The sequence below is a fragment of the Nakamurella sp. PAMC28650 genome (assembly GCF_014303395.1).
GTDB lineage: Bacteria > Actinomycetota > Actinomycetes > Mycobacteriales > Nakamurellaceae > Nakamurella.
On sequence record NZ_CP060298.1, the window covers coordinates 1,243,176 to 1,261,543 of the forward strand.

General features: G+C 68.0%; 18 protein-coding genes. 11 read left to right on the forward strand and 7 right to left on the reverse strand.

What is annotated here, in order from left to right:
• Positions 1-38 precede the first annotated feature (38 nt).
• From H7F38_RS05630 to H7F38_RS05640, 3 genes are read left to right on the forward strand one after another with little or no spacing between them, the layout of a single operon-like run.
• Entirely contained in the window at positions 39-1,583 is a 1,545-nt protein-coding gene (locus H7F38_RS05630; RefSeq protein WP_187093217.1) for a sugar ABC transporter ATP-binding protein, read from the forward strand.
• Complete coding sequence (locus tag H7F38_RS05635) at positions 1,580-2,668, forward strand: ABC transporter permease (protein WP_187093218.1); 1,089 nt, start codon at positions 1,580-1,582, stop codon at positions 2,666-2,668. Before H7F38_RS05630 ends, H7F38_RS05635 begins: the two co-directional genes overlap by 4 nt.
• Entirely contained in the window at positions 2,665-3,723 is a 1,059-nt protein-coding gene (locus H7F38_RS05640; protein WP_187093219.1) for an ABC transporter permease, read from the forward strand. Before H7F38_RS05635 ends, H7F38_RS05640 begins: the two co-directional genes overlap by 4 nt.
• A gap of 16 nt (positions 3,724-3,739) precedes the next feature.
• Here H7F38_RS05640 and H7F38_RS05645 read toward each other — a convergent pair whose 3' ends face one another.
• From H7F38_RS05645 to H7F38_RS05655, 3 genes are all read right to left on the reverse strand, one after another.
• Entirely contained in the window at positions 3,740-4,654 is a 915-nt protein-coding gene (locus H7F38_RS05645) for an endonuclease domain-containing protein (RefSeq protein WP_187093220.1), read from the reverse strand.
• Positions 4,655-4,795: 141 nt separating this feature from the next.
• Entirely contained in the window at positions 4,796-5,881 is a 1,086-nt protein-coding gene (locus tag H7F38_RS05650; RefSeq protein WP_187093221.1) for an inositol-3-phosphate synthase, read from the reverse strand.
• Positions 5,882-5,942: 61 nt separating this feature from the next.
• Complete coding sequence (locus H7F38_RS05655; RefSeq protein ID WP_187093222.1) at positions 5,943-6,515, reverse strand: PadR family transcriptional regulator; 573 nt, start codon at positions 6,513-6,515, stop codon at positions 5,943-5,945.
• 274 nt (positions 6,516-6,789) lie between these two features.
• Here H7F38_RS05655 and H7F38_RS05660 point away from each other — a divergent pair, with 274 nt between their 5' ends.
• Both H7F38_RS05660 and H7F38_RS05665 read left to right on the forward strand, forming a co-directional pair.
• Positions 6,790-7,188: a DUF5318 domain-containing protein gene (locus H7F38_RS05660; RefSeq protein WP_187093223.1), complete on the forward strand. Its 399-nt coding sequence runs from the start codon at positions 6,790-6,792 to the stop codon at positions 7,186-7,188.
• Positions 7,189-7,201: 13 nt separating this feature from the next.
• Positions 7,202-8,905: an alpha-glucosidase gene (locus H7F38_RS05665; protein ID WP_187093224.1), complete on the forward strand. Its 1,704-nt coding sequence runs from the start codon at positions 7,202-7,204 to the stop codon at positions 8,903-8,905.
• Positions 8,906-9,005: 100 nt separating this feature from the next.
• On the opposite strand, the gene H7F38_RS05670 is transcribed toward H7F38_RS05665, so the two are convergent.
• On the reverse strand, positions 9,006-9,881 hold the full coding sequence (locus H7F38_RS05670; protein ID WP_222618477.1) for an amidohydrolase family protein: 876 nt from the start codon (positions 9,879-9,881) through the stop codon (positions 9,006-9,008).
• 207 nt (positions 9,882-10,088) lie between these two features.
• Here H7F38_RS05670 and H7F38_RS05675 point away from each other — a divergent pair, with 207 nt between their 5' ends.
• Entirely contained in the window at positions 10,089-11,858 is a 1,770-nt protein-coding gene (locus tag H7F38_RS05675) for a glycosyltransferase family 87 protein (RefSeq protein ID WP_222618478.1), read from the forward strand.
• A 15-nt stretch (positions 11,859-11,873) separates the two neighbouring features.
• Here H7F38_RS05675 and H7F38_RS05680 read toward each other — a convergent pair whose 3' ends face one another.
• Positions 11,874-12,272 (reverse strand): DUF3052 domain-containing protein, encoded by a 399-nt coding sequence (locus H7F38_RS05680; protein WP_187093226.1) that lies wholly within the window; start codon positions 12,270-12,272, stop codon positions 11,874-11,876.
• A gap of 51 nt (positions 12,273-12,323) precedes the next feature.
• Positions 12,324-13,757, reverse strand: coding sequence for an MFS transporter (locus H7F38_RS05685; RefSeq protein WP_187093227.1), 1,434 nt, complete (start codon positions 13,755-13,757; stop codon positions 12,324-12,326).
• A gap of 235 nt (positions 13,758-13,992) precedes the next feature.
• On the opposite strand from H7F38_RS05685, the gene rpsF reads away from it, so the two are divergent.
• The 4 genes from rpsF to rplI all read left to right on the forward strand — a co-directional run bounded on the left by rpsF (position 13,993) and on the right by rplI (position 15,682).
• The gene (rpsF, locus tag H7F38_RS05690; protein ID WP_090475710.1) at positions 13,993-14,334 is read left to right on the forward strand and encodes a 30S ribosomal protein S6; all 342 of its coding nucleotides are present in this window, start codon (positions 13,993-13,995) and stop codon (positions 14,332-14,334) included.
• An 8-nt stretch (positions 14,335-14,342) separates the two neighbouring features.
• Positions 14,343-14,888 (forward strand): single-stranded DNA-binding protein, encoded by a 546-nt coding sequence (locus tag H7F38_RS05695; protein WP_187093228.1) that lies wholly within the window; start codon positions 14,343-14,345, stop codon positions 14,886-14,888.
• A 92-nt stretch (positions 14,889-14,980) separates the two neighbouring features.
• Complete coding sequence (rpsR, locus tag H7F38_RS05700) at positions 14,981-15,217, forward strand: 30S ribosomal protein S18 (RefSeq protein ID WP_090475712.1); 237 nt, start codon at positions 14,981-14,983, stop codon at positions 15,215-15,217.
• Positions 15,218-15,232: 15 nt separating this feature from the next.
• Entirely contained in the window at positions 15,233-15,682 is a 450-nt protein-coding gene (gene rplI / locus H7F38_RS05705; protein WP_187093229.1) for a 50S ribosomal protein L9, read from the forward strand.
• A gap of 81 nt (positions 15,683-15,763) precedes the next feature.
• Here the strand turns inward: rplI and H7F38_RS05710 are convergent, their stop codons facing one another.
• The gene (locus tag H7F38_RS05710) at positions 15,764-16,510 is read right to left on the reverse strand and encodes a DUF6308 family protein (protein ID WP_187093230.1); all 747 of its coding nucleotides are present in this window, start codon (positions 16,508-16,510) and stop codon (positions 15,764-15,766) included.
• Positions 16,511-17,188: 678 nt separating this feature from the next.
• Here H7F38_RS05710 and H7F38_RS05715 point away from each other — a divergent pair.
• On the forward strand, positions 17,189-18,253 hold the full coding sequence (locus tag H7F38_RS05715; protein WP_187093231.1) for an acyl-CoA desaturase: 1,065 nt from the start codon (positions 17,189-17,191) through the stop codon (positions 18,251-18,253).
• Positions 18,254-18,368: the final 115 nt, after the last annotated feature.

Here is an 18,368-nt window from a genome sequence, read left to right on the forward strand (position 1 = left end):
AGGCACTCCAGGGAAGGGTCGGACCAGCAGTGACGACGATGACGACCGAGGACCCGACCCTTTCGGTCCGGGGGGTGAGCAAGGCCTTCGGCGGCGCGGTGGCCCTGCAGGACGTCGACCTGGACCTCTTCCCGGGTCAGGTGCACGCCCTGATCGGTGAGAACGGCGCCGGCAAGTCCACTCTCATCAAGCTGATCACCGGCGTCTACCAGCTGGACAGCGGGGAGGTGCGCCACCGCGGTGAGGTGGTGCACTTCCCCTCCCCGCGGGATGCGCAGCTGCACGGCATCCAGACCATCTACCAGGAGGTGCATCTGGCCCCGCAACTGTCAATCGCCCGCAATGTGTTCCTGGGGCGTGAGCCGTCCAGGTTGGGATCGCTCGACCTGCGCAGGATGAACCGGGAAGCGGCCGAACTGCTGGACAGGTACGGCATCGTCGCCGATGTGAAACGGCCATTAGGTGAACTGGGACTCGGCATCCAGCAGATGGTGGCGGTGGCCAGAGCGGTCTCCGCTGATGCGTCGGTGGTCATCATGGACGAGCCCACCTCCTCCCTGGAACCCCGCGAGGTCGACAAGCTGCTCGAGGTGGTGGGTCTGCTCAAGGCCCAGGGTGTTGCGGTGGTGTACATCTCGCACCGGCTCGACGAGGTCTTCCGCGCCTGCGACAAGATCACCGTGCTGCGTGACGGCAAGCTGGTCTGGACCGGCGCCACCGCCGATACCACGCGCCGCCAACTGATCTCGCGGATGCTCGGCCGGGAGGCCGGTGATCTGGAGGGCGGCCGCCGCACCCAGCTCGGGGGCGCCCGCAGAGTCAACGAGGCACCGCCGGTGCTGACGGCGGGCCACCTGTCCAGACGCTTCGTCCTGGACGACATCTCGCTCGTCGTCCGGCCGGGTGAGGTGGTCGGTCTGGCCGGCCTGCTGGGATCGGGTCGCAGCGAGACGGCCAAGGCCATCTTCGGCGCGCTGCCGTTGGATTCCGGCACGGTGGAGATCGACGGGAAGGCCTTCGCCAGGGCCACTCCGGCCTCCCGGATCAGGGCCGGGATCGCGATGCTGCCGGAGGACCGCAAGATCGAGGGCATCGTCCCGGACCTCTCGATCAGGGACAACATCGGCCTGGCCGCTCTGCCGCAGCTCTCCCGGGGCGGTTTCGTCTCCCGCCGCAAGCAGAACGCGATCGTCGACGTCTTCATGAAGCGCCTGCGCATCAAGGCTTCCAGCGCCGATCAGCGGGTGTCGGAGCTTTCCGGGGGCAACCAGCAGAAGGTGCTGCTGGCCCGTCTGCTCTGTCTCAACCCCAAGGTCCTCCTGCTCGACGAGCCCACCCGGGGCATCGACGTCGGCGCCAAGGCCGAGGTCCAGTCGCTGATCGCCGAGCTGGCCGAGAAGGGCCTCGGGGTGGTGCTGATCTCCTCCGAGCTCGAGGAGGTCGTCGAAGGGTCGGATTCCGTGCTGGTGCTGCGTGACGGTGCCGCCCTCGGCACGCTGTTCGGCGACGAGATCACCGAGGACCACATCATGAACATGATCGCCGGTGCGGCAGCGGAGGAAATCGAAGTGGTGCAGACATGACGGCGACGGTCTCGACCCGATCACCCGAGCAGCCGGAGACGCCCGGCGCGCTGCGAAGCCTGATCCCGGGAGGCGGCTGGGGACAATGGCTCCGGCAACGGGGCGTGTACGTCGCGCTGGCCGTCCTCGTTCTCTACAACGTCCTGTTCACGGCGCACTTCAACAACTGGGACACCCTCCAGTTGCTCTTCGCACAGTTGCCGCCGGTGCTGCTGGTCTCGCTCGGCATGGCTCTGGTGATCGGTACCGGCGGCATCGACCTGTCGGTCGGGGCCACCATGGCCGTCGCCAGCGCGGTGATGGCCAAGTTCGTCGCACCGACCTCGAGCGGGGGTTTCGGTGCAGCGATCTTCCCGGCCATCGTGCTGGGCATCCTGGCCGGTCTGGCCATCGGGATCTTCAACGGCGTCGTCGTCGCCGTCGCGAAGGTGCAGCCGATCGTGGCCACCCTGAGCCTGCTGGTGGCCGGCCGCGGCCTGGCCCTGGTGATCACCGGGGGTGCGCTGATCGAACTGTTCGTGCCCTTCCTGAAGGTCGTCCGCCAGGGCGAACTGTTCGGCATCCCCTACGTGATGTGGGTTGCTGCGATCATCGCGGTGGTCGTGACGGTCCTCGTCCGGAAGACCACCTTCGGCTTCCGGCTGGTGGCCATCGGCGGCAACCTGCGGGCCAGCGTGCTGGCCGGCATCCCGGTGCGCCGCACGCTGATCACCGTCTATGCGATCAGCGGTGTACTCGCGGCCATCGCCGGCGAGATCGCCACCGCCCGGCTGCGGGCCAGCGATCCGTCGTACATCGGCCTGCTGATGGAACTCTCGGCGATCACCGCCGTCGTCGTCGGCGGGACCCCGCTCAACGGTGGACGGGTCCGGATCCTCGGGACGGTGGCCGGCGTGGTGCTGATGCAGCTGCTGCAGACCACCCTGGTCTCGCACAACATCCCCGATTCGGTCTCGCAGATGGTGGAGGCGTTGATCATCATCGCGGCGGTCTACATCCAGCGCACGTCGGGCCCGCGACCCGCCAGGACGGCGAAGGTGGCGAAGACCGGCCGGGTCGCCGGGATCGTCGGGAGCAAGGCATGACCGAACCGACGCTGAAGAAGAGCGATGCACCGGCTCCGCCCGGGTTCGAGACGGTCCACGTCGTTCCCGGGCCGGAGATCGGCGCCGCGGCGCGGCGGCAACGGGCCAGAGCGCTGACCTCGCTGGTGTCCCGCAACGGCGCGGTGGCGGTGCTGATCCTGGTGATGATCATCGGGACGATCACGGTCCCGACGTTCGGTACCGCGGACAATCTCCGGAACACCGCTCTGGCAGCGTCTTTCCTGGCCATCATCGCCGCCGGCATGACGTTCGTGATCATCAGCGGGGGCATCGACCTCTCGGTCGGGTCGGTCTACGCACTGGCCGTCATCCTGTCCGCCGACATGTCGAAATACGGTTCGGCGGCGGCCATCCTGGTCCCGATCGTCGCCTGCGTGGCGGTCGGACTGCTGCAGGGGGTGATCATCGCCAAACTCGGGCTGCCGCCGTTCATCGTCACCCTGGCCGGTCTGACCGGGGTCCGCGGTCTGGTCTTCTTCATCACCAACGAGGGCAACGACCACCCGTCCGTCCCCGGTCAGCAGTTCTTCGAGACCCTCGGCACCGGTAGCTTTCTCACCATCGGCAACCCGGTCTGGATCACCCTGGTCGTCTTCGCGATCGGATGGTGGGCGCTCAACCGCACGGCGTTCGGTCAAGCCGTGCAGGCCGTCGGCGGCAGCGATACCGCGGCCGGTCTGATGGGCCTGCCGGTGGCCAGGGTGAAGATGAGCGTCTACGCGATCAGCGGGCTCACGGTCGGCATTGCCGGGGTGCTGTCGACCGCGCTGTCCGGCGGCGGACAGGAGGCGAGAGTCGGTAACGCCTACGAGTTGTCGGCCATTGCGGCGGTCGTCATCGGAGGAACCCTGCTGGCCGGTGGAGTCGGCTCCATCGTGGGGACCCTCGCCGGCATCACGCTGCTCTACGTCATCCAGAACTTGATCGTCCAGGGCTTCAACCTGAACAGCTATGTGCAGCAGGTGGTCAGCGGGTTCTTCCTGCTGATCGTCGTCGTGCTGCAGGCCCTGCTCTCCCGCCGATCGGCCCGATGATCACGCGAGTGTGCGGTCAGCAGTCGTTTGCGCCTGCTGACCGCACACTCGCCACGCGCAGGGCCGCCCGGATCTGCGCGACCACCTCCTCCGGCTGCCCGGTGAGCTGGGCCCAGGTGAACCGCAGGATGGTCCATCCGTCGATCACGAAGGCGTTCTGACGTCGCCGGTCGTCCTCGAAGACGGCGTGATCGGTGTGGAAGGCGAACCCGTCGAACTCGATGATGAGCCGGAGGCGGTGGAACCGCACGTCAGGTCTCCGGACGGTCCCGCCCGATCGCACGTCCTCGTTCGCCGTCCATCCGGTGATGCCCGCCCCGGTCAGCAGTCGGTGGAGCAACCGTTCGCCCGGGGAGTCGCCGCCGGATGCTGCGGCAGCGATGATCAGCCCGCCAGCCACCGCACCTCGGTGACCGGCCCGGCGCCGATGTGCGGTCTGGACCGCCTGCAGGGTCGTCCACCTCCGGCGGATGGCGAGATCCAACAGGTCCTGCCCCTCCTGCGCCAGCAGTTCGGCGACGGCAAGGGACGTCCGGATGATGGAGATCCCCTGCCAGGTGAAGACGTACTCCAGGCTGATGTTGCGCCGATGGACCAGGACACCTTTCGGCGACCGCCCGGTACGCCGCTGGGGGACGGCGATCTCGACCTGTGGCCCAGGCGTGGGCTGACGGCCCTGCCAGAAGAGCGCGGCCCGGCCCACGATCACCGCGCCGGGACCGGCCCAGAGCGAAGTGGCCCTGACGCTCACGCGCGGCGAGGGCTCGGCAGTCCCGACCAGGTACACCTGGGGCAGGATCCGCCGCCAACGCCCGCGGCGGAGGTGGCCGTCGATCTCGACCCGGGAGACGCCTGCCTGCAAGGCCTGCTCGCGGGTGACCAGCATGTCCTGCCGGCGGAGCCGGGCGTCGAGCGGGCTGGTGGTGTCCACACGACCAGTGCAGCGTCGTGCGGCCGGGCTGTCTCCCCCCACCGCCGGATTGTGGATGGGTCGCCGGTATGGGGACAACGACGCGAGTGTGCGGTCAGCAGTCGTTCTCGCCTGCTGACCGCACACTCGCGGGACCGAAGCTCAGCTGGCGAGCTCGCCCGAGATGAACTTCTCGACGTTGTCGCGGGCCTGGTCGTCCGGGAACTGGATCGGCGGCGACTTCATGAAGTACGAGGAGGCCGAGGTCAGCGGGCCGGCGATACCGCGGTCCTTGGCGATCTTGACGGCCCGCACCGCGTCGATGATGACGCCCGCCGAGTTGGGCGAGTCCCACACCTCGAGCTTGTACTCCAGGGCCAGTGGGACATCGCCGAAGGCCTTGCCCTCGAGCCGGACGTAGGCCCACTTGCGGTCGTCCAGCCAGGCCACGTAGTCGGAGGGTCCGATGTGCACGTTGCGGGCACCGAGATCCCGGTCCACCTGGGACGTCACGGCCTGGGTCTTGGAGATCTTCTTGGACTCCAGGCGATCTCGCTCCAGCATGTTCATGAAGTCCATGTTGCCACCGACGTTCAGCTGCATGGTCCGCTCCAGCAGCACACCGCGGTCCTCGAACAGCTTGGCCAGCACGCGGTGCGTGATGGTCGCGCCGACCTGCGACTTGATGTCGTCCCCGATGATGGGAAGTCCGGCAGCGCGGAACTTCTCGGCCCACTCGGGCGTACCGGCGATGAAGACCGGGAGGGCGTTGACGAAGGCGCACCCCGCGTCGATGGCGCACTGGGCGTAGAACTTGGCGGCGTCCTCGGAACCCACCGGCAGGTAGCAGACGACGACGTCGACCTTCGCGGCCTTCAGCGTCGCGACCACGTCGACCGGTTCGGCATCGGATTCGGAGATCATCTCGCGGTAGTACTTGCCCAGACCGTCCAGGGTGTTGCCGCGCTGCACGATGACGCCGGTGGGCGGGACGTCGGCGATCTTGATGGTGTTGTTCTCCGACGACGCGATCGCCTCGGCCAGATCGAAGCCGACCTTCTTGGCGTCCACGTCGAAGGCTGCGACGAAGTGCAGGTCGGAGACGTGGTAGTCACCGAACTGGACGTGCATCAGCCCGGGGACGCGAGAGGACGGATCGGCGTTGCGGTAGTACTCCACCCCCTGGACCAGTGATGAAGCACAGTTGCCGACGCCGACGACGGCGACGCGGATGGGATGCGTTCCCATGTTGTTTCTCCTTGGGTCAGGTGATCTTGCAGGACTTGTTGCTGTTGCACACCAACGGGTATCAGCCCGGCGGTGCTGTTCCGCGGGTCTCGGACTCGATGAGTCCGTCCAGCCAGCGGACCTCGCGGTCCGTCGATTCCAGGCCGAGCCGGCGCAGTTCGTCGGTGTAGGCGTCCATCCGATCGGCCGCCTTGCCCAGTGCGCTGCGCAGCCCCTCCCGGCGGTTTTCCAGGCGCAGTCGCCGGCTTTCCAGAATGCGCAGCCGCGCCTCCGAGGGGGTGCGGGAGAAGAACGCCAGGTGCACCTCGAAGCCGTCGTCGGACGACGACTGCGGACCGGAGTCGCCGAGCAGCTCGGTCAGGCGCTCCTTGCCGTCGGCCGTCAGGCGGTAGACCACCCGTGAGCGTCGCGAGGTCAGCGGCACCGCATCGGGATCCGGCTCCGGCGGGTCCGAGGTGATCTCACCGGCCGCCTGCAGTCGGCGCAGGGTCGGGTAGAGGGAGCCGTAGGAGAAGACCCGGAGCGACCCGAGGGTGGCACTGAGCTTGCGGCGCAACTCGTAACCGTGCATCGGTGCCTCGGCCAGCAGGCCCAGGATGGCCAGCGAGAAGGCGGACGTGCTGTCCTTGGCCATGTTCACCTCGCTCCGTCCGGTGCTGCCCCGTGCAACGCTGAGACCTGACAAATCAGGTGCTTTGTCAGGTGACAAACAAATGCGTATGTCAGTAAGAGTATCGCTACGATACATCGGCGCCCGACTCGTCACGGCCGGTGTCAGCGGTGGACCACTTCTCTGCCGATCGGTGGTCCCGCCGCCGATCACCGCGCCTTGCAGGTCACCGAGCTGGTCAGACTCCTCCGTCACCCACCCATGGTGAGCCCCAACGGCTCCCGCGTACGCTGGTCGGGTGCGGACACAGCGAGGGTTGGTGGACTACGCATTGCAGCGTCGTGCGCTGCTCGCGGAGGTGATGTCGGGACGAACAGGCGTCACCGAGGTGTGTGACGCGACCCCGTATCTCATCCGCGCAGCGAAGTTCCACGGGGTGCAGACGGACGTGAGTTGCCCGGTCTGTCGCAAGGAACCGTTGACCCACGTCTACTGGGTGTACGGCGACGAGATCAAGCACATGGCCGGGTCGGCCCGCCAGCCTCCGGAACTGGAGAAGATGGCCACGAACTTCGGCGAGTTCTCGGTCTACCAGGTCGAGGTCTGCCGCACCTGCTCGTGGAACCATCTGGTGGCCTCGTTCGTCATGGGCTTCAAGGGCGAGCAGGCACCCCGGCGCCGTCGCGCCGCCAAGTAGTCCACTCCGAGAGATGGGACGAGCCCTGCCCGCAGCGAACTGGTTCGCCAGTGCGGTGGTCTATCAGATCTATCCGCGGAGTTTCGCCGACTCCGACGGCGACGGGATCGGTGATCTCGGCGGCATCATCGGGAAGGTCGACTACCTCGCGGATCTGGGTGTCGACGTGCTCTGGCTGTCGCCTGTCTATCCGTCCCCGCAGGACGACAACGGCTACGACATCAGCGATTACCAGGACATCGACCCGCTCTTCGGTTCGCTGGAGATCTTCGACGAGTTGCTCGAGAAGGTCCACGGGCGTGGCATGAAGCTCGTCATGGACCTGGTGGTCAACCACACCAGCGACGAACACCCCTGGTTCGTCGAATCCCGTTCCAGCACGGACAATCCCCGACGCGACTGGTACTGGTGGCGGCCGGCCCGCCCCGGACCACCGGTGGGACGACCCGGAGCCGAGCCGACCAACTGGACCTCGTTCTTCTCCGGGCCGGCCTGGCAGCTGGACGAGGTCACCGGTGACTACTACCTGCACCTGTTCTCGCGCAGGCAGCCGGATCTCAACTGGGAGAACCCCCGGGTGCGGGAAGCGGTCTACGAGATGATGCGCTGGTGGCTCGACCGTGGCGTCGACGGCTTCCGCATGGACGTCATCAACATGATCTCCAAGACGGTAGGGCCCCACGGGGGCCTGCCCGACGGAGCCGGCCCTCCCGGCGGGGTGATCGGCGCGGAGCACTTCCTCAACGGTCCCCGCGTCCACGAATATCTGCACGAGATGCGGACGGCTGTCTTCCAGGGTCGTGAAGGACGGTTCCTGACGGTGGGCGAGACCCCGGGCGTCACCGTCGATGACGCCCGCCTCTACACCGATCCGGCCAGGGCCGAGGTCGACATGGTCTTCCAGTTCGAGCATGTCGACCTCGACCACGGCGCATCGAAGTGGGAGCACCGCCCGATGAAGTTGACCGACCTGAAGGCGAGCTTCGGGCGATGGCAGGCCGGGCTGGCGGACGTCGGTTGGAACAGCCTGTACTGGAACAACCACGACCAACCCCGCGCCGTCTCCCGATTCGGCGACGACGGCCTCTACCGGGTCCGATCGGCGAAGGCCCTGGCCACCGTGCTGCATCTGCACCGCGGGACTCCGTACGTCTACCAGGGCGAGGAGTTCGGCATGACTAACTTCCCGTTCTCGCGGATCGAGGACTTCCGCGACATCGAATCACTGAACCACTACCGGGAAGCGGTGGCGGCCGGCCGGGAACCGGCCGAGGTGGTGGCGGCGCTGCGTGGACCCAGCCGGGACAACGCCCGCACCCCGGTGCAGTGGGACGACTCGGCGAACGCCGGATTCACCACCGGAACGCCGTGGCTGCCGGTCAATCCGAATTATCTCGAGATCAATGCCGCAGCGGCGCTGGCCGACCCCGACTCGGTGCTCCACCACTATCGGAAGCTGATCGACCTCCGGCACACCGAACCCGCCGTCGCCACCGGCGATTTCACCATGCTGCTGGCTACCGATGAGCAGATCTATGCCTTCACCCGGACGCTGGGCAGCACCGAGATCCTGGTGCTGGGCAACCTTTCCGGTGATCCCGCCGACCCGGGCGACCTGCCGGACTGGCAGGGGGCCCAGCTGCTGCTGAGCAATGTCGGGTCGAGATCGTGGATCCTGCAGCCCTGGGAGGCGCGGGTGCTCCGTCGAATGCTCTGAAACGGCCTGGAAGATGCTGCGCAGCTGAACTCGACGATTCCTGCCCCATCCTTACCGCTCCGGCCGAGTTGATCCGCGCGGGGCCAGTTGATCCGCGCGGTCAGGGGAGCGCCAGCAGGCGGGATCCGTTGTGGTGCAGGACTGATCGGAGCCAGTCGGCGCCGAGATCCAGATCGACCAGGGCCTGGATCTGGGTCGAGTACGGATAGGGGATGTTGGGGAAATCAGAGCCCAGGACGACCCGGTCCTGAGCCGCGTGCAGCCTGGGGATCAATTCGTCGGGGAACGGGGCGAGTGCGTTCAGGTACGGAGTGAAGGCCATCGTGGTATCCAGGTGCACCCGGGGATAGGCCTCCACCAGGTCGAGGAACCCGGCGTACTCGGGGGAGCCCGCGTGCGCGACGACCAGGGTCAGGTTCGGATGACGCGCCAGCACCTCGGATATCGGGCCCGGCCCGGTGAATTCGCCGGGGAACGGGCCACTTCCGCAGTGGCAGACCACCGGGACGCCCGCCTCGGCCAGCAGCCCCCAGACCGGGTCGAGCAACTCGTCGCGGGGGTCGTACGACCCGACCTGCAGGTGTGATTTGAACACACACGCCCCGCGATCCAGGAAGGCGCGGACGTACTCGAGCACGCCCGGTTCCGGGTAGAAGGTGGCCGACGGTACGCAGCCAGGGGTGGCCGCACCGAAGGTCAGCGCCCAGTCGCCGAGCCACGCCGCCATCCCGGCCCGGTGCGGGTAGGCCAACGCGGTGAAGCCGGTGACGCCGAGCGCACGCAGGGTGTCCAGCCGGACGGACTCGTCCGTCCGGTACCGGATGGGCCACTGCATCCCCACGGTCGGCGGGACCCGGTCGAAGTAGTCCCACACCTTGCGCAACACGTTGTCGGGCATGAAGTGCACATGGATGTCGACGAACCCGGGCAACCCGAGGTCGTCGAGGAAGGCAGGCAGTCCGGCGTCGGTCAGCACACCCCGATCCTGCCCATCGCACCCCGATCCTGCCAAGGACGGACGGCCCGGCGCCAAGGACCGGACGATCCCCGTCGGCACCGGCGGTCGGCACCGGCGATCCGGCACCGGCGGTCGGCACCGGCGGTCGGCACCGGCGATCCGGCCCGCGACGCGCCGGGACACGCCCGGCACACCCGGCACACCCGGCACCAGTAGCATCGCGCCGTGGACGAACGCGGGGGACAGCCGGCCGATGACGTGACGGTGGGCGCGGACGCCGGGGGCCGGACGTCGGCCGAGGCCACCGCGGCCGACCCGGTCTTCGCCGACGCCGAGGTCGTCGAGGCCGCCGCCCGGATCCCGGTACCCGGGGACGGGCTCTCCAGGTCCGCGTCCCTGAGCCCGGTCGAACGCGTCATCCCGACGTGGACGGATCCCACCGTCCGCCGCGCGTCGGAGGTGATCGGCGGCCCGCTGGGCCGTCACGCCATCGTGGGTCGGGCTCCCTGGCTGACGCCGCTGCGGGTCTGCCTGCTGATGGCGATCGTGATCCTGATCTTCGGCTGGCTCTTCAAGTCCGCGTGCATCCAGCAGGGCCCGAACGGTGCCGGCGGCGTGACGCTGGACCAGAGCGGCCAGCGGCCGTGGATCACCGGTTGCTACAACGACGTCGTCCCGCTCTACGGGAGCCACAAGCTCGACACGCAGGCGATGCCCTACAAGACCTCCTGGATCGACACCGACGGTACGACCCACTACATGGAGTACCCCGTGATCACCGGGTACTTCATGTGGGGGGTCAGCGAGCTCGGCAAGTACTACGGGAAGTTCGCCGGGAACGTCGGGCTCCCCATCCCGCTGGACGTCGCCGCCTACTTCACCATCGGCGCGATCATCCTGGCGCTGTTCTACCTCTGGGCGGTCGCGTCGACGGCTCGGATCGCCCGCCGACGGGTGTGGGACGTGGCCATCATGTGCCTGTCCCCGCTGCTGATCGTGCACTCCTTCACCAACTGGGACCTGCTGGCCATCGGGATGACGGCGGGTGCGATGGCCGCCTGGGCCAGGGGCCGGCCGGTGCTGGCCGGCGCGCTCATCGGGCTCGGGACCGCAGCGAAGCTCTATCCCGTGCTGCTCCTCGGGCCGCTGTTGCTGCTCGCTCTGAGGTCGGGAAGGTTCCGGGGACCGGTCCGCACGACGATCGCCGCCGCGGTCGTCTGGCTCGTCGTCAACGTGCCGATCATGTATCTCTACCCGACCGGCTGGTACGAGTTCATCAAGCTCAACTCCGAGCGTCCGGCCGAGTACGACTCCTGGTACGCGATCTACACGTCGCTGTCCGGGAGTCACCTGTTCGACACCACCTCCGGCGCCGATTCGCCGACCTTCCTGAACGTCCTGTCGCTGGGTCTGTTCGGCGTCGCCTGCGCACTGATCGCCTGGTTCGCACTGTCGGTCAGGCGTCGCCCGCGGCTGGCGCAGCTGATCTTCCTGGTGGTCGCGGCGTTCCTGCTGACCAACAAGGTGTGGTCGCCGCAGTACAGCCTCTGGTTGCTGCCGTTGGTCGTGCTCGCCCTGCCCCGGTGGCGGCCGGTGCTCGTCTGGCAGTTCGCCGAGGCGGTGGTGTGGATGCTGCTGATGTTCTACTTCGCCGGCGTCGACAACAAGGGTCTGTCGATCTACCCGTTCATCGGCGCGGCGATCGTGCGCGACGTCCTGCTGATCGCGCTGATCGTCAGGGTGATCAGGGAAATCCTGCGGCCGGCCGACGACCTGGTCCGGATGGCCGGGGACGACGATCCGTCCGGTGGTGTCTTCGAGCACGCCCCCGACCGGTTCGTGATCCCGTCGCTGCCGCAGCTGCTACGGGACCGGCGCCGGGCCGGCGACGCGTCCGACGACCGCGCACCGGTGCTGGTCGGAGCAGGACCCGACACCGATTCGCCAGACGCCCCGCAGATCTCGCTGGTCGAGGACGAGGATCGCCGGATCTGACCGGGCCGAGGGTCTTCAGGCCCGATCGACCACCCGCGTGACGAACTTCAGACCGGACCAGACGGCATCGATGGCGGCGACCTTGACGTCGACCCTGCCGTGCGCCAGACCGTGCGCACGGACGCCGCCCTCGGTCAGATCCGTGACGACTCCCGAGCTCTTCTTGGGCCAGCACACCCAGACCGCGCCGGTCGTGGTGTGGGACGCTGCCGCCCGGTCGAAGTTGTCCGTCAGCACCGCCGATGACGGGCAGAACAACATCACCACCCCGTAGGCCCTGGCCGGTGCCCGGTCCGCCGCCGGGGCGAGGGCGCGGAGGTCGAAGCCGAGCGGGTCGCCGAGCACCAGTACGTCGGCGCCGGGCCCGATGCCCAGCTTCTTCGGTAGGGGGGTGCCCGAGTAGCCGGCCGTCATGGAAGAAATTGTGGCAGCCGTGGGCGGCCTTCGCCGGGTCGGATCGTCGGATCAGGCCGATGCGCGCTCTCGCGTCAGGAAGACCAGCACCGCACCGACGACCGTCGCCGTCGTGGTGAAGACCAGCGCATGGTTCCAGCCGGTGGCCAGGGCCCGCTCGGCGGTGCCCCCGCGGGCCGAGGTCGCGACGATCGCGACGATGGTGACCCCGATCGCCGAGCCGACGTACCGCGCGGTGTTGTTCGCTCCGCTGCCCATCCCGGCCCTGGCCGTCGGGACGCTGGCGACCGCTTCCCGCCCGAGCGCCGCGTTGATGACGCCGCTACCGAGGCCGGCGATGATCAGACCCGGAACCCCCTGCAGCACATGTGAACTCGCGCTGAGCCAGCCCATCGACAGCTGGCCCGCGGCGACCACCAGCAAGCCGATGGACAGCTGCAGCCGTCCGGAGATCCGCAGATGCCGGGCGAACAGCGCGGTGACGACGCTGACGGCGGACCAACCCAGCAGGGCCAGCGACGCGATCAGCTCGCTCTCGTGCAGGCTCCGCTGGAGCACCGTGGAGAAGAACGACATCTGTGCGATGACGCCCAGCCCGGTCGCCAGGGCCGCGACGTTGACGGCGACGAATCGCCGGTTGCGAAACAGGGTCGGGTCCAGCATCGGTGCGGCCGAACGGGTTTCGACGACCGCGAATCCGAGGAGCAGGACCAGCCCGCCGACCGCCAGCACCAGGACGTCCGGCCGGGTCAGCCCGGACCGGGCCAGGGTGAGTCCGGCGATGAGCGCCCCGAGACCGGCGGACAGCAGCACCACCCCGGTCCAGTCGATCCGTCGGCGCTCGGCGGCGCGGGACTCGACGAGCAGCTTCGCCCCGGCCGCCGCGAGACCTGTGGCCAGCAGGACCAGCGCGCCGTAGGTGGCACGCCAGCTGATCGTCGGTCCGAGGCCGGCGGCCATCAGTGGTCCGAGGGCGATCCCGCCGCCGAGGGCCGCACCCCAGATGCCGGATGCCTTCGCCCGTGCCGGTCCGGGCGGGAACTGGTGGCTGATCAACGCCAGGCTGCAGGCGATGACGGCCGCCGCCCCGACGCCCTCGAAGACCCGGCCGATGATCAGTTCGACGCCATCGACGGCGGTCGCGCACGGGATGCTGCCCAGGGCCAGGACGACCGCTCCGACCACGAAGACGCGCCGCCGGCCCAGATCGTCGGCCAGCGCCCCGGAGGTCAGCAGGGCGATGGCGAGCCCGAGGCTCATCGAGCTGAGGATCCAGGCCTGCTCCGGCACCCCGGCGTGCAGCCCTCGGGCCGTGTCGGCGAGCGAGGCGATCGGGGTGGTGAAGGCCATCAGCGCGATCAGTGTTCCGGCCGCCGCGACCCACAACGTCCGCCGGGCCTGACGATCAGTCCCTGCCGGGTCCTCGGCCCTCCGGCCGCCCTGCGCGGAGCTGCTGTTCGGGGAGCTGACTGGCTGGGCCGACATGGCTGCCAGTCTGCCCGATGGCGTGCGCGGGGGTGACTCGCGGCAAGCGCATTTGGCCTGGTCGGGCCCGCGCTGATAGCCTGGCAGGGTTGTGTTGCGCCCGCCGACGTCGGCGGGCTCCTTCGTGTTGCGGGTATGTCGGGCCAGTCGGTCGTCGAACCCGGGAACCGAAGGCCGGCAGAACGTCCTCCTGCTGCGGAAAGACCGCGGCCGACGAGTCCATAGGAGGTGCACGTTGAGCGTATCCACCGCTCCACGTCACTATGAATTGCTGCTCATCCTCGATCCCAACCTCGACGAGCGAACTGTCTCGCCGTCGATCGACACCTTCCTGAACGTCATCCGCCAGGGTGGCGGCAGCGTCGAGAACGTCGATATCTGGGGCAAGCGCCGGTTGGCGTTCGAGATCAGGAAGAACCCGGAAGGCATCTACGCCGTCATCAAGGTGACTGCCGCGTCCGCCACCGTCGACGAGCTGGATCGTCAGCTCAACCTCAACGAGTCGGTGCTGCGTACCAAGATCACGCGCACGCCCGAGAAGATCCGCGTCCGCCGTACCCGCAACAGCAAGAAGTAGGCCGGGTCATGGCAGGCGACACCGTCATCACCGTCGTGGGAAACCTGACGGCAGATCCCGAACTGCGGTTCACCGCCAGTGGCGCTGCCGTCGCGAACTTCACCGTCGCGTCGACGCCGCGGACCTTCGACCGTGCTTCCAACGAGTGGAAGGACGGCGAGGCTCTCTTCCTGCGCTGCAACATCTGGCGCCAGGCAGCCGAGAACGTGGCCGAGACCCTCACCCGGGGCGCTCGTGTCATCGTCTCGGGCCGGCTGAAGCAGCGTTCCTTCGAAACGAAGGAAGGCGAGAAGCGCACCGTCATCGAGCTCGAGGTCGACGAGATCGGCCCGTCGCTCCGCTACGCAACGGCCAAGGTGAACCGCGCGAACCGCGGTCCGGAGACCGGCGGCGGCGGAGGTTACGGCGGATCCGGTGGCGGTGGCGGCGGGAATTCCGGCGGGGGCAATTCCGGCGGCGGTTCCGGCAACGCGCGTGCCAGTGCACCGGCCGACGATCCGTGGGGCTCCGCGCCTCCGGCCGGCGGCGGCTACTCGGACGAGCCTCCCTTCTAGCGGTCGGCCGGAGTTCGCTCCGAACGGCTCGACCTCGAACGACAACTCAAAAATCTCAGCACCGGACATCCCGGTCGTTTCCTGGAGAAACAATGCCCAAGCCCCCAGTACGCAAGATCAAGAAGAAGGTCTGCGCCTTCTGCAAGGACAACGCAGCCCCGATCGACTACAAGGACACGAACCTGCTCCGCAAGTTCATCTCCGACCGCGGCAAGATCCGCGCCCGTCGGGTCACCGGCAACTGCACCCAGCACCAGCGCGACGTCGCCACGGCCGTCAAGAACGCCCGTGAAGTCGCCCTGCTGCCGTACACCTCGACCGCTCGATAAGGAAAGGGACCACTCATGAAGCTCATTCTGACCACCGACGTCCCCGGCCTGGGCGCTCCTGGCGACATCGTCGAGGTGCGTGACGGCTACGGCCGCAACTTCCTCCTGCCGCAGAGCAAGGCCATCGTCGCCACCAAGGGCGCCGAGAAGCAGGTCGCCACGATCAAGCGCGCCCAGCTGGCCCGCGAGATCCGCGGCACCGAGCACGCCAACGAGGTGAAGCAGGCACTCGAGAAGCTCACCGTCTCGATCACCGCCCGCACCACCGGCGACGGGACCAAGTTGTTCGGTTCCATCACCACCGTCGACGTCGCCGCGGCCATCAAGGCGGCCGGCGGCCCGTCGGTCGACAAGCGCACCATCGAGACCGGCGGACACATCAAGTCCATCGGCTCTCACCCGGTGTCGGTCAAGCTGCACCCGGGCGTCACCGCGAACGTGGCGCTCGTCGTCAAGGCCGGCTGACCTGTTCTCTGCAGTGCGCGAAGTGGCCCCCGGGATCTCCCGGGGGCCACTTTCGTCCTGTCCTGCCCTCGAGGGCCCTCGTCAGGGGCGTTCGTCGTCAGGATCGATCGACACCAGATCGTCTGGCGCCGTGTTCGGCTCGTCCGCCGGTGTGGCCGCCGCCCAGATGGCCTGACCGATGTGGGTGCGGCCGGCGTGCCAGGCCACGATGTCCAGCGCGCGCAGGCTGGTGATCACCGGGGCCTTCGCCAGTGCGGCCACCTCGTCGAAGAACTCCCGGCCGATGGTCAGATCGTCGATGATCGCCTGGCCCAGCATCGGCAGGAACTCCTGCCAGCTGCGCTTGCGATCCTTGGAGATCGGCGCGCCGTCCGACCCGCGGTAGCAGTAGTCGACGAACCGGTCGTAGAGCGGGATGAAGGCAGGACGCTTGCGGTGCATGACCTTGGCCAGGATGGAGCCGCGGGCGTTCACCGGGAGGTCGTCGGAATCCAGCACGGAGAACAGGTCCCCGAGCCGCTCCAGTTCGGCCGGCCCGGCCTCCACCAGTCGGGCGTCCAGGGGGATGTCCACCAACCAGCGCTCCAGATGCGGACGGATCGCCTCGAGCGCGTAGAAGGTCCGGGAGTTCATCTCCGCGTTCAGCAGGACCGGCGCCACGAAGTCGGCGTCGCTGACCCGCCACGGGCCGCCCTCCGAGCCGAAGGAATCGTAGGCGGGGTAGCCGAAGCGGTCCCGCCGGATGAGATAGCTCCGCGCCGAGTCCAGGGCAAGGCCGTGGTCGATCTCGACCCCGCCGATCCGTAGCGCCTTCACCGTGTCGGTCACTTGTTCCGCTCCTCGTCCACCACAGTCGGGCAACAGTGCTTCCGCTCCTGCGCGCCCCACCCTAGAAGGCGGCCGATCGGCCGCACCCATCAGGTCTCGGAACGCCGACACCGGCCACTGCCGACCGGCCCGCCTGACGGGGGAGGCGAATCGGCCTGACGGCGTCGGTAGAGGGGTCGGACCGTGCCGATGCAGAAATACCCGAAAGAATCTGCCGGACAGGGAATAATTCCGGACCGACAGCTCATCCCCTCCACACATTCGCCCGGTAGTGTCACCGCCAGTGGTTGCGACAACGATCGGCCCCCAGGCACGGTCAGCACCCACGTGGGACGTCTCGGATGGACTGCGGCGGCCTTGGTACGGGCAGCCAGATCGCCCCGTGCCCATGAGCCCGCAAGCGACCGGGGAGCGGTCGAGCCAGATCGCCACCTGACGTCGCTGACTCGAGATCCCCGCTGCATCGATCGCTGATCGGTGTGGCCCTCCCGATCAGCCCCGGTCAGCCCTGGTCGGTCTGCGGAACCCGAACATGCCCTCGTACCTGGATCGACCGCAGCGAACCGACCGCCATCTGCTCCCCGGCGCCGATCCGCACCGACGGGAGACCAGGTAGCCGTAGACCCGAGCCGTTCACACCGAACGGTCAGGCCTTCCTCGAAATGGATCTCAAAGGCGATGACCAGCCCGACCGTGCGCCGCCCCCGCGCCGCCACTGACTTCTCGCAGCTCGTCGACACGATCCAGGCCTCTGGCCTGCTCGAACGACGCTACGGCTACTACGTCTTCAAGATCGGCGGGGTGCTGGCCGCCTTCGTCGGCCTCTGGGTCGGCTTCGCCTTCATCGGCAACTCCTGGGCGCAGCTCGGCATCGCCGCAGTCCTGGGGATCGTGCTGACCCATGTGGCCTTCCTCTCCCACGATGCCGCCCACCGCCAGATCTTCCGCTCGGGGAACGCCAACGAGTGGCTCGCGACCTGGATGGCCGGCCTGGTGGTCGGGATGAGCGCGACGTGGTGGATCCGCAAGCACACCAAGCACCATGCGAATCCGAACCAGATCAACAAGGACCCGGACATCGAGCCGACGGTCGTTGTCTTCTACCCGCAGCCGGACCGTCAGCGCAGCCGCTTCGCCGCGTTCATGATCGCCCGTCAGGGCTGGTGGTTCTTCCCGATCCTGACGGTCGAGGGACTCAACCTGCACGCGCAGTCGATGGTCACGCTGTTCAGCCGTGGGCCGGTCAAGCGCCGCCGCGTCGAACTGACCATGCTGGCCGCCCGCTGGGCCCTCTACCTGACGGCGCTGTTCGTCATCCTCTCGCCGGGTATCGCCGCTGCGTTCCTCGGCGTGCAGCTGGCCGTCTTCGGCGTCTACATGGGCTGCACCTTCGCGCCCAGCCACAAGGGGATGCCGGTGTTGCCGGAGGACGCCAAGATCGACTTCTTCCGTCGTCAGGTGCTGACCTCGCGCAACATCACCGGCTCCCAGTTCATGACGTTCCTGATGGGCGGCCTGAACTACCAGGTGGAGCACCACCTGTTCCCGAGCATGCCCCGCCCGAACCTGCGCTACGCCAGGGCGTTCGTCAAGCCGTTCTGCGAGGAACGATCGGTGCCGTACACGGAGACCTCGCTGTGGAAGGCCTACCGGATCGTCGTCCGGTACCTGAACAAGGTCGGCCTGTCCGCGCGGGACCCGTTCCAGTGCCCGATGGTGGCCGGATTCCGCCCGCGCGGCTGATTCGAGCCGGGGTTCGAACGCGGGAGCGGGAAAAGCTTGAGACCGCAGTAGTTCGGTGCCTGACTACAGGCACCGAACTACTGCGGTCTTTGCATTTCCCGGTGCGGCCGTCCAG